The 12,120-nt window shown below is 58.7% G+C and carries 8 protein-coding genes; 7 read left to right on the top strand and 1 reads right to left on the bottom strand.

Going from position 1 to position 12,120, the window contains the following annotated elements; genetic code table 11:
• Positions 1-314 precede the first annotated feature (314 nt).
• From EN804_RS03575 to EN804_RS03560, 4 genes are all read left to right on the top strand, one after another.
• Positions 315-1,757, top strand: coding sequence for a hypothetical protein (locus tag EN804_RS03575; protein ID WP_246693358.1), 1,443 nt, complete (start codon positions 315-317; stop codon positions 1,755-1,757).
• Entirely contained in the window at positions 1,750-2,574 is an 825-nt protein-coding gene (locus EN804_RS03570) for a hypothetical protein (RefSeq protein WP_135900631.1), read from the top strand. The genes EN804_RS03575 and EN804_RS03570 overlap by 8 nt, the downstream gene beginning before the upstream one ends.
• Positions 2,571-3,947 carry a hypothetical protein gene (locus EN804_RS03565; protein WP_135900630.1) on the top strand — a complete coding sequence of 459 codons (1,377 nt, stop codon included), beginning with the start codon at positions 2,571-2,573 and terminating at the stop codon, positions 3,945-3,947. Before EN804_RS03570 ends, EN804_RS03565 begins: the two co-directional genes overlap by 4 nt.
• Positions 3,948-4,027: 80 nt before the next feature.
• Positions 4,028-4,987, top strand: coding sequence for a hypothetical protein (locus EN804_RS03560; protein ID WP_246693357.1), 960 nt, complete (start codon positions 4,028-4,030; stop codon positions 4,985-4,987).
• 34 nt (positions 4,988-5,021) lie between these two features.
• Here the strand turns inward: EN804_RS03560 and EN804_RS03555 are convergent, their stop codons facing one another.
• Complete coding sequence (locus tag EN804_RS03555; protein ID WP_135900629.1) at positions 5,022-5,873, bottom strand: thermonuclease family protein; 852 nt, start codon at positions 5,871-5,873, stop codon at positions 5,022-5,024.
• On the opposite strand from EN804_RS03555, the gene EN804_RS03550 reads away from it, so the two are divergent.
• The 3 genes from EN804_RS03550 to EN804_RS03540 are packed head-to-tail and all read left to right on the top strand — an operon-like array spanning position 5,865 to position 12,053.
• Positions 5,865-8,531, top strand: a complete 2,667-nt coding sequence (locus EN804_RS03550) for a TerB N-terminal domain-containing protein (RefSeq protein ID WP_135900628.1) — start codon at positions 5,865-5,867, stop codon at positions 8,529-8,531. The genes EN804_RS03555 and EN804_RS03550 overlap by 9 nt on opposite strands.
• Positions 8,528-9,847, top strand: a complete 1,320-nt coding sequence (locus EN804_RS03545) for an ATP-binding protein (RefSeq protein WP_135900627.1) — start codon at positions 8,528-8,530, stop codon at positions 9,845-9,847. The genes EN804_RS03550 and EN804_RS03545 overlap by 4 nt, the downstream gene beginning before the upstream one ends.
• A complete protein-coding gene (locus tag EN804_RS03540) occupies positions 9,819-12,053 on the top strand; it encodes a DEAD/DEAH box helicase (RefSeq protein ID WP_135900626.1) in 2,235 nt (744 codons plus the stop codon). Before EN804_RS03545 ends, EN804_RS03540 begins: the two co-directional genes overlap by 29 nt.
• Positions 12,054-12,120 lie beyond the last annotated feature (67 nt).

The following is a 12,120-nucleotide window of genomic DNA, read 5'->3' as shown; positions in this document are numbered from 1 at the left end:
AGTTCATCGATTCTTTTCGATTGGTAGGGTCGGGAGGGCATGATGCATATGGTTCAGTGTTACAGGCCAATTCTTTCTCAAAATTGTTCCCGGCTATCAAGCGCGAGGGAGGTACCGACAATCGCCTCAGGGCGACATTTCCTAAAACAATCCCTGGTCATCCGCGTAGCCGTTTCGATCTGCAAACGGGTGGCATTCTGTGGTCCTCCTCTGCCGCAACCGTATAGATAGTCATTATTGTTGTCCGCGTGCGTTTCTTTGCTTAAGAGGTCTCGCACGGGCTGACCATGGGAAAGTGGGCAAGGGGTAAAGAGTTGACGAAGGCGTTTGATGGGCTCAACCGGATCTTGGAAAAGGTCCGCGAGACGAGCCATGACTTTGTGGTCACGACTGAAATATTTCCAAACTTGGACGTGGACAGAGTCGCACGAGACATGAAGCTCGCGGAAGAAGGGCAAGCCCGCGGTGCAGCCGACCAGCCCTCGAAGAGCTCGAAATCACTTGATGACGTCGAACTGGCGATCGTCAGCAAGGTCCAGGACACCAGGAACACCGCGTACAACAACCTGGAAGACCAGCTCCATTCGTTCGCCAGCAGGCTCGGCGGCCTGGACTTCGAGGGACAGTTTTCCGACATCCACAAAGCAAACGCCGAAGGCGTTTCCAACTTCAAGGCGGAAGTCGTCAGGGGACGCAACGAACTCCATGGTTTGCGACGGGCACTGAACGCTGCCGAAGAAGACTATGCCGATTTCCGCAGGCGGCACGGGATCACGCGCGCGCCGCGGCTGTCGGAGGGCCACGTATGGTTCTTCAAGGTGTCGTTCCTGTTCTTCCTCTTTCTCGTCGAGGCGATCATGAACGGCGTCTTCCTCGCGAAGGGAAGCGATATGGGAATTGTCGGGGGCGTTACCGAGGCCATGAGCTTCTCGTTCCTCAATATCGGGATCGCTTTGGTTTTCGCCCTGTTTTGCGTCAGCCTCACCGTCCACCGGTCCCTGTTCCTGAAGTTTCTCGGATACCTTTCCATCGGTGGCTATGCTGCCCTAGCCGTCACGCTGAATCTTGGACTTGCCCATTATCGAGAGGTAGCCGGGAGCATTCTCGAAGATGCTGGACCTATCGTTATGGATAGAATCCGGCATGATCCGCTCGGACTCGTGGACATCAAATCCTGGCTGCTCTTCGGCATCGGCCTGATGTTTTCGATCTTTGCCTTCATCGACGGCTGGTACCTGAAAGACCCATATCTCGGATATGCGGCAGTGTACAAAAGGCTGCTCTCGGCGCGCACGACTTACGCGACCCGTCAGGAAGACCTCATTGAAGAGCTGCTCGGCGTACGAGACGACCACAATGAGAAGGTCGACGAAATCATAAGGGACCTCAGCGGCCGCCGCCGGGACCACAATGCGATCATCGCCCATCGGGCGAAGCTGCTCTCCTTGTTTGTCCAGTACCAGGAGCAGCTCGAGCGGACCGCGAACGTGCTGCTCAAGCGTTATCGGGAAGCTAATGCCAAGGCGCGAACGGAAGCAGCTCCGAAGTACTTCGATGGCGCATACAAGCTGGAACGCATCCCGCCCACGAAAGCAGGCGAGAGCGAATTGACGGACAAGGACGTCGCCGAATCCATACGCAAGGCACAGGCAGACCTATCCGACCAGATCAGAAAAATCGCTGCAGTGTGCGACGACGGCATCGACCAGTACCGCGAACTGGACAAGCTGCATCCGGAGACGGCTCCCAATGGCTAGGACGAGAAGAAGAAAAAGCCGCAAGCCGGGCCGATTGGGCACTGTTATGGCCGGCATATGTTTGCTCGTCCTCTCCGGAGCATTGATCGGTGGATTGGGATACCTTTATGCGAAGGCCAGTTCCCAAACGAAGCTGGCCAAGGAAACCTTGTGTCCGCTTGACGGCCCTGTTGCAGTAAACGTGTTCCTCGTCGATACGACCGATCCGATTTCCGACACGACGCTGCTCGACATCAAGAACAGGTTCCAAAAGAGGGTGTCGGCGATTCCGGTCGGCGGACTGCTGGAGATTTTCGGCCTTACCGAGAACCCGGGCGAACTCGTCACGATGTTTGACGGCTGCAATCCCGGCGACGGCTCCACTGTCGATCAATGGACTAACAATCCCACCAGACGCCAGCGCCAGTGGGAAGAGGCCTTCAACAAGCCGTTGGAGAAGGTTTCGAAGAGCATCCCTAATGGCCAATCCGGCAATCAGTCACCGATCATGGCGGCCATTCAGGAAATCAAGCTCGCGGTTTTCGACAAGTTTTCAAAACCCGGTGCTGCGAAGCAGTTGATCGTCGCCTCCGACATGATCGAACACACGAGGCTGTACTCGCAGTACAAGTCAGGGGTCAGCTACGAAGCGTATCTGAACAGTCCAGCGAACGCCAAATACCGGACGACGCTGGACGGGGTCGACGTCGCGATCTGGTATGTCGATCGCGCGGCCAAGCCCTTTGACGGGCGCGATCATCTGGAGTTCTGGGCTAAGTGGGTCTTGGAGAATCGCGGCAACTTTCTGCCGTCGCCACGACTGGAGGGAATGAATTGAACCGTCACACAGTCGGCCAAGAATTTTCGACTGGTCTTCTCCGGAACCTGCCGCTCTACGCCTTCGCCGCGTTTACCCTCACCGGTTGCATCTTCATCGCGGTCTCGAAGCTGTGGGGGGTGAATCCGTTCGTTTCCATGACGGTCCCGATCATGCTTATGATCGGGTATTTGTCGCTGTCCTGGTTTTCGGGGAGGATTCGGCTTCACGAAGAGCAGACCGGCGACAACCTCTACTACATGGGCTTCCTGTTTACGCTGTCGAGCCTGGGCGTTTCCCTATATCAATTCACCTCAGTGTCTTCGACAGACGACGTCATCCGGAACTTCGGCATCGCGATCACGTCCACGATCTTCGGAATCGCTCTCCGCATCCTTTACAACCAGACGCGGCGTGACGTTCTCGATGTCGAGAGGGCGACGCGCCACGAGTTGGCAACCATGACGCGGCGCGTGCGCTCGGAGATGGAAAGCGCCACACGCGAATTCGCCGATTTCCGTCGGGTGAGCAACCAGATGATCAGCGAGGGGTTCGACGAGATCGTCAGGCATGCCGATGATACTGGCGAGCAGTTGAGGGACGCTTTGGAAAAGATGGCGAACGAAGCCATCAAACCAGTTCAGGATGCGTCGGCAAAACTCAGTGCCGCGATCGACGCCAGCTTTGGTCAGATCGCATCCAAGCTCGCCGAAATTGCGGAAAAGGTCGACAGCTCCGGCGACGTGTTCGAGAAGGCCAATAGTGGCATGGCCAGCTCAACCTTTCAACTCGGAAGCCAGGTAGACGCGGTGACCAGGAAACTCGAAGCAGTCATGGTACCCGAAGCCGTCCTGAAGAACGAACTCGGTCCGCTTGTCAGGGAGCTCGGCAAAATTGTCGTCGACTACGGCGCCAGAACCGAGGCCCTTAGCAAGGATCAGGCGCACCGCATCGACCTGATCACGACCGCCGCCGCGAAGATGTTGGAGACAACTGGGAAATCGCTTCAGATTATGGAGAAGTCGGTAGAGGCGTCCGCTCACGTGCAGCGTAGCACAGACAGCCTCGCTCGCCATGTCCAACAACAGAATGCGGACATGCAGAAGTTGCTTGAAAGGATGCTCATCGAAACGCGCGCAGGCTCTAAGCCCAGTGTATTCGAACCTCTATCCGATGGCGCTTCAGGGGGGGCAAACGGTGTTCACCATTTCACCGACGGCTTGGGGTCGACTCCGCTTCTCGACGACATAGTTGCTTTGGCCCCCCCTGTCGAAGTTCAAGCGCCGCAGCCAAACGGCCAGGATGCGCCCGAAGCGGCAGGGGATGCAATTTCCCCCGTGAATAAATCTGTCGAGAGTGAATCTGACAGCAAGCGGTGGTGGAACCGTCGTTGAGCACTCAGGGAACGTCCGTCTCAAGCGAGCAGAGAGGCTATGGCCGCGGCCTTATTCTCGGTCTCACCATGGCCGAGTCCATGCTGTTGCTCGTCTTCTGCCTCTTGTTGGCAGCGGGTGCGATCATTGCGAGAGAGCGGTCCACGTCCGAACACATCAAAGCGGACAAGCTGGCGGTCGAGGTTGAACTTCAAAAGCAGGAGGCCTCCAACGCTCTGCTCGAAGAAAAGCTCGAGGTCTTCCGAAAGACAGTTGCTGGTAGCGACGAACTCGAAAAGGAATGGCGGGAACTGGAACTCGCAAAAACGAAGGTGGACCAGATATTGGAGACCGGTCTCACTCTCGAAGAAGTTGTGCCCATGGCAGGACGGCTCCGGGATTCCGGGCTGACTGCCAACGACATCGAAAAGCTTGCCCCGGCGATCAAAGTGCTCCGAGACAAGGTAGTCGTCTCACCCTCGAAGCTGACGCCGGAAGAGCAACTTCTTGAGGTAATCCGCAAGGCTAAGGAATCTGAAGGCAACGCAAAGCCCCACGAATGGCCGCCGATTATCAGCCTCAGCGAAACGAACGGATACTTCTTCAAGTCAGGTAGCGCGGAACTCAGCCCGAGCTTTGACGCGGCCTTGCGAGAAAACACTGCTGGACAGATTGCGGACATCGCCGCGAAATATGCGGTGGACGTCGTGGAGGTCATCGGGCACACCGATGAGCAGAAGATCTCGCGTCTTGGATCAAACCTTGATGCCGAGCTTCAAGACGTACTTGGCGGCACTGCCCCCGTCGGCGTGCTGCACCCTGCGGACAATGCGGGTCTGGGGTTAGCGCGTGCGATTGCCGTAGCCAAAGTCCTGAAGAGCGTACCATCTCTCCAGGCGGTTACCATTCTGCCCATGTCGGGGGCCCAACTGATCCTTCCCGACGACACCCTGACCAACGGAACCCAAGCAGGTGACGTGAAATCGCGGCGTCGGATAGAGATCCGGGTCAGGAAACGCAATTCGCCTTCGACAACGGAAATCGGCGCGAAGATTCAGTGAGGCAACTGCAGCACGGGTTAGACGGTTTCGACGATCAGCGAAGGGCGGGTCGCCACCCTGCAGCCAGTGCTTCGGCCTCCGAACAAAACCATCGCTCGCCCTTGCTCAGCGTGATTTGGGTCCTGTCGTAGTGCTCCTGGCCGGGCACGTGATAGATGTGTTCGCCCGACGAATTGATATTGCCTTTGACGTTGCATCCGTCAGAATCGGACGAGACGCCGACAAGCGGTACGATCGGCGCGGTTGCAGCCTTGCCATTCCGGCGATCCGCCCTCCATTCCCACGGACGTTCAAACGCGCCGATCCATATCCCTTTGCCTTCGGCCTTTGCTGTTTCCTGCAGTTCGGCGTACGCGCCTTTGCTGTAACGCGGCCAGTCAAGAGCCCAGCCATCCCTGACGAGCGCAGCCTGAACGCTTTCTCCGTCCGCCCGGAAGCAGTTCCCGACGAAACGGCTGTAGCGGTCACGGGCGACGAATACGCATCGGGTGGGAGACGAAGCGGCCAGAAATTGGTCCACCGCCTCGGCGGCCTTTGCGCCGCATAGGTATGCCTTGCCATTCCCGTCTGTACAGGTTTGAGACGACTCGGGCGCGTCGATGCCATTGAAGCGGATGCGCTTGCCATGGATTTCGATTGTGTCACCGTCGATGACGGAAGCACGGCCGACCAAATCCTCTTGATCCGAGGAAGCTTTGCCCTGCGCGTAAGAAATGATTTCCGGACTATTTCTTGAGACGAAGCTCCACCCGGAATATCCCGCAATGCCAGCAACAGCGAGTGCAGCTGCCGCAGTCCAACGTCCGCTTCCCTTTGAAAGCAGTCGCGAACGTCGCGTCGCCGACCTTGCTTCGCGCCGTCGCTTAAGTCGGACACGATGGTCCATTGCCGCCCTCGATGCGCCGACCACAATGCGCCAAAACCGCACTTTTCGCCATATGCTGTGGGAAAAGCTCGGCTAACCCGTCCGTGTCAAAACACGGCTAAGTTCATGCCACTAAGGGTGTTCCTGCCGCGGCACAAGGCCTCCAGACGCTTGGATCGCCGAACGGGCACGAATGACACTGACGTCGACCGCTGGAAATGCTTCAGTGGCTGGCAAAGAATTTGTCGCGGAGCTTCCGAATATGCAATTATTCGGGGAAAGAACATCCAAAGCAAGCCGGGGGCGACGATGGGGTGGGTGCTTGCGGGCGTGGCGTTGGTCGCCTGGTTTTTCTACCGCGCCGTAAAGAATAAGGAACGGAGCGTTCAGCCAGCCCAGCTGCGCGAGTTCGCCGCAACGCGTAGCAGCTTCGCCGAAGATCCACCTCAGGCCCGAGCCAGAGAGCCGTGGATCGATCCTCGAATTAACCCCGATCCAAGATTCACCGGAGGCCCAGACCAATGGGACCGGCCTTTGCCAGGGCCGTCGGCGCCAATTAGCGACAGGCTCTCTGCGATTAGGACTCCCGCCCGATGGATTCCGTCCGGCGAGAGCGTGCGGGTGGGCGGAATGACCATCGACGCTGGCATGTTTTATCTCGGCGGAGCCTTCACTGGAACGAGTTCGGACCGCGGAACCAATTGCCTCGTGGATCCGTCGTGCACGGTCGCCCCGTCGGGCAGCGATCTATCGGGCAGCCTCCTACCTTATTGGCCGTCATATTCGAACATTCCACCGATCGCCAGGCGGACTTATCTCGACTGGCTTGCGGGCGGAAGGAACGATCCGAGGATCGGCATAGGATATGTCTTTTTGTTTTTCTACGGCCTTGAGCGTCGCCTGTTCGTGGACGCCGCCAAAGACGAGACGCCTGTATTGATCGCGGAGGTCAGGCGCCTCCTTGCCCTCCACGGCGAAAATCATTCGTTCAAGAACTACGCGTCGAAATTCCTTGACGTTGCGGTGCTCGTCAAGGGCCCGGAAATCTCCCGCCCGGCACTCTCGCCCGATCTCAGGAACGGATACGAGATGCCGTTGTCCGTCAGGCTCCATCTAGGGCGCAAACTTGCTTCTGCGGCTTTCTTTGACGGCACGGACGCACTCCTCTGGGTCTTGTCACTTCCCGACACTTATCCGCGAACGCCTGCGACGAGATGTTTCGACGAGCTAGCCGAGCTCTGGCAAATGCGGTTCGCATCCCGCTATCCGCAAGGACTGAAGGTCAATCCGCCGAAAACTAAGCTCAAGATCGAATATCATGCGGCGAGCGGCGGCTTCGAATGCAGGCTTGACCTGTCCGACAGCGAGACCGGGCCGCTCCCCGACATCGCCGCGATTTCCGCACCCCTCGAAGGCCTGCGGAATCTCCTAAACGCGTGCACTGATGAACTCGCCTCGTACAGCCGCCTGCTGGGGAAAAGTCCAGAGGCGAAAGGCACGATCGAGGCCGCCTTCCTGTTGCCGAAGGAGTTGTTGACGTCACCTTCGGTAATGGGCAGCGCCGTGCTCGAGCGCGTCGAACATCTTTTCGGAGGCCGCAACATTGCGGGGGTCAGAGTAGGTCAACTGGCGAAGGCATTGGGAGTGGAGACCCCACCGAAAGGCAAACTTCCGTCCGGGTTCTGCAATCAAGTCGGAGCCTTCATGGACAAACTTGATGTAGGGTTGGAGCCAGATCGGAGATATGGAGCCCGGAATCTCGACGCCGACGGTTATGTCCTACTGTTTAAGGCGAAAGACGGGGCGCCGGTCGATAGCGAGGGTCCAAGCTACGCTTCTGCCAGGGCCATGGTCGAAGTCGCGGCGCTTGCGGCCGCTTCAGACGGGAAGATCGAGACTAGTGAATTCGAATCGATCAAGAGCGACATTCGGTCTGTTCCCGGCCTCGGCGGAATTGAGCGCGCCAGGCTGATGGCTTATGCGAGCACGCTGCTGAAGGATGCGCCCGCCCGGCAATCTGCTATGCAGAGGTTGCGCAGTGTTAAAGCCGAGGCGCGCGACAGCGCGATTAGATCGGCCACGTCGGCGGTGCTCGCGGATGGGCATGCCGCTCCGGACGAGGTGAAGTTTCTCGAGCGGTTATACAAAACGCTTGGGTATCCAGTGGAGGATCTATATTCCGCGCTTCATCGCGGTTCGGTGGTTCTGGACGAGCCCATAGCCGTCACACCGGAAATACGGACGGGCGGTGTTCCCATTCCCTTCGAAGCCTCGGCAGCCAAAGCATCCGGCATACTGATCGACGTTGCGCGGCTCGAACGGATAAAGTCGGAGACGTCAGCGGTTTCCCAACTTCTCGCAGGCATCTTTGTCGAAGACGAGCCGTTTTCTCCGCCTCCGGCCCCGATGGAGGCGACCCCGCGAGGAGACTCGAGGTTTGAAGGACTTGATGCGGCTCATTCCGAACTGCTTTCCTGCCTTCTTGGAGCCGGAGAGCTAGGCCGTGACGCATTCGAAGACGTGGCGCGGAAACTGCGGCTGTTGCCGGACGGCGCGATCGAAACGATAAATGAATGGGGCTTCGACAAGTTCGACGAACCGATCCTCGAAGGAGAGGATCACATTGTGGTCGTTGAACATGTCCGGGTAGAACTGCAAGGGGCGGGAGCGGAAAGATGACAACAGGAACGACCATCAAGTCGCGCGACCGAGACGTCATCCTCCAGGCGCTTGCCGCCGGCGTCGTCCCAAAGACGGGACTTCGCCACGTGCAGGTCGGAAGGGCTGCGGAAGTGGGAGCCCTGGTCCGGGATATTGACCGTCTGTCAGATGGCGGTGCGGCGATCCGATTCGTCATCGGCGAGTACGGGGCGGGGAAGACATTCTTCCTGAATCTCGTGCGCTTGATAGCGCTCGAACGGAAATGCGTGACCATCCATGCCGACCTTGGGCCCGATCGCAGGATTCATGCGTCCGCCGGCCAGGCGAGGGGACTCTATGCCGAGGCTGTCCGGAACGTGGCTACCAGGACGAAGCCCGAGGGAGGCGCGCTGCCGAGCGTTGTCGAGCGTTTCGTGACTGACTGCATGAACGAAGCGGGAAGGAAAAGCGTCCCTGTCGAGCGCGTCATAGACGAACGCCTAGCCCATCTTCAGGAGGAGGTCGGCGGCTATGACTATGCGACCGTGTTAAAAGCCTACTGGCGAGGCAGCGAGGAGGGGGACGAGGTCCTCAAGACATCAGCGCTACGGTGGTTGCGCGGCGAGTATTCAACGAAGACAGAAGCAAGGCAGGCGCTGGGCGTCAGGACCATCATCGATGACAATGACATTTATGACGCGCTGAAATTGCTCGCGGCATTCGTCAAGCTCGCCGGGTACGCTGGCCTGCTCGTTGTCTTCGATGAAATGGTGAACTTGTACAAGCTCCAGAGCGCGCAGGCGCGCAACCAGAACTTTGAGCAAATTCTGCGCATGCTCAACGACGTCCTTCAGGGGAATTTCGGCGGCATCGGCTTCGTGTTCGGTGGCACCCCCGAATTCCTTATGGACACTCGCCGGGGCCTTTACAGTTACGCTGCACTACAGTCGCGCCTTGCGGAGAACGCCTTCGCGACGAACGGTCTCGTCGACCTGTCCGGCCCTGTGCTTCGTTTGCAGAGCCTTACGCCCGAGGACCTGCTTATTCTCTTGTCCAATATCCGGTCTGTGTTCGCCCATGGCGATCCGGCGAAGTATCTGGTCCCGGATGAGGCGCTTCCCGCGTTCATGGAACATTGCAGCAAACACGTCGGCGAGGCTTATTTCAGGACGCCTCGCAACACGATCAAAGCGTTTGTCCAGTTCTTGGCGATTCTTGATCAGAACCCTGGAACGGGATGGGAAAGCCTTCTCGGGCGGGTCGACGTCGCGCCCGACGTCGAGAACCCATCAGCCGAAGAAAGCGAAGACAGCGCCCAGGGCGGGGATGAGAACCTTGCCAGCATCAGGCTCTGAGGAACGTTCCGGCTTCGACCAGCTTCATGAGACGATCCGGCGCTGGATTTGGGAACGGAAGTGGGAGGAACTGCGTGACGTCCAGGACAAGGCAATCGCCGCGATCTTGAACGGCGAAAACGACATCCTGGTCGCTGCCGCTACTGCAGCCGGAAAGACAGAAGCCGCTTTCCTGCCGATCCTCACGAAGGTTGCTAATCGGAAAGAACGCGGCTTTTCAGTCCTGTACGTCAGCCCGCTGAAGGCCCTCATCAACGATCAGTTCCGCCGCCTCGATGACCTATGCGAGCGGATGGAGATCGACGTAGTCCGCTGGCATGGAGACGCTCCGCAGTCCGCGAAGCAGCGAGCGAGGCGCGATCCGCGCGGTCTCGTCCTGATCACTCCGGAATCCATTGAGGCAATGCTGCTCCGTCGTCCGGGCGACGCGAAGGCCATGTTGGCTTCGCTGGACTTCATTGTCATCGATGAATTGCATGCCTTCCTCAACGGACCTCGGGGGCTGCACCTCGCGAGCCTTCTCCGTCGGCTGGATGATTTGGCTGCGAAGCCCGCTCGGCGTGTCGGCCTCTCGGCGACGATCGGCGACCTTGCCGTCGCCGCGCGCTGGCTCCGGCCTGAGAACCCTTCCTCTGTCCTAATCGTGGAATCCACAGCCGATTCACCGGAGCTTCGTCTTCAGGTCAGGGCGTATGCCGATCCCGAGGAGGTCGAAGACGCTGATGGCCTTGAGAGCGACGAAGGGCCGCCAACCGCCCTGGACCTGATTGCCGACCATATCTTCGTGAACTTGCGGGGGTCCAACAACCTTGCTTTCGCTGGCTCGAGAAAACGTGTCGAGGCATTGGCGGACCGACTCCGCACTCGGTCTGACAAAGCTGGCGTGCCGAACGAATTCTTCCCGCATCACGGTAGTTTGTCCAAAGAACTTCGAGAGGAGTTGGAGAGTCGGTTGAAGAAAGGCGACCTTCCGACGACGGGCGTTGCGACGACGACGCTCGAACTCGGGATTGATATCGGCTCCGTTAAATCGGTGGCACAGATTGGTGCGCCGCGGTCGTTGGCGTCGCTGCGCCAGAGGCTTGGGCGCAGCGGACGCCGGCGTGGCATCCCGGCCGTTCTCCGGGTCTATGTGCGCGAGCGAAGTCTTACTGCGGATTCCGATCCTCTAGATCGGCTGAGGTTGGAGACAGTGCGGGCGACCGCCTCAGTCCGTCTGCTGATTGAACGGTTCATCGAGCCCCCGTCGACGGACAGCGCTACCGCAACGGTGGTGCTTCACCAGACGCTTTCAGTGATTGTCCAGGAAGGTGGCGCGCGTGCTGACCGGTTGTTCCGATTGCTATGCGGCGCCGGGCCGTTGTCCGAACTCGGCAAGAGTGACTACGTCGAACTCCTCCGGGCGATGGCCTCGCCGGAACAAAGGCTGATCGAGCAGGCGTCAGACGGGACGATCATGCTTGGCGAGGTCGGGGAACGCCTCACGAGCGCGCGTGATTTCTATGCCATTTTCCCCACGGATGAGGAATGGCGGCTGGTCTCCGGAGGACGCACGCTGGGGACGATCCCAATCTCCAATGCAGTGGGAGTCGGCGCAGTAATTTCGTTCGCGGGCCAGCGGTGGCGCATCATTGCAGTGGACGATCGGGGAAAAGTGATCGAAGTCGAACGGCATCGATCCGGGAAGATCCCGAAATTCGATGCCCTTATGAACGAACCGATTCACGACCGGCTCGCGGCCGAGATGCGGGCAGTCCTATCGTCGATAGAAATCCCTGCCTATCTCGATTCGGCCGCGGCCGATTTCCTTGAGCAGGGAAGGGCGGCTTACAAACTGTTGGGGCTGGATGAATCGCGATTCCTGCAGGCAGGCAAGGACACCCATATCCTCACGTGGAAAGGCACGGACGCGAATTCGGCTTTGGCCTTCGCTCTGGTTTCAGCGGGCCTGGAATGCTTGGTTTTCGACGTCGGCGTCACGGTCATCGAGACGATGCCCGATGAAGCTGCCGCAATCCTTCGACAGGTTGTCGAGCGGCCGCCGGACATTCAATCGATCGCGGGTTTCGTGGAGAACCTTCGGACAGCGAAATTCGACGAGATGGTGCCGGAAACCCTGTTACGGCGGCTGTGGGCGAGGGCGCATTCAAGAATTGGAGAGGACCTTGGGACGATGGCAGTGGAAGTGCTCGCGTCCAAGATTTGAAGCTCGCAGCTATTTCAAGCATGCATAGAAACGGCGCCCGCGCACGCATGCTCAATGCCAATCATGT

This window comes from Mesorhizobium sp. M8A.F.Ca.ET.161.01.1.1, assembly GCF_004792105.1.
Classification (GTDB): domain Bacteria; phylum Pseudomonadota; class Alphaproteobacteria; order Rhizobiales; family Rhizobiaceae; genus Mesorhizobium.
Note: the sequence above shows the minus strand (reverse complement) of the source record. Positions and strands in the feature narration are given on the sequence as shown.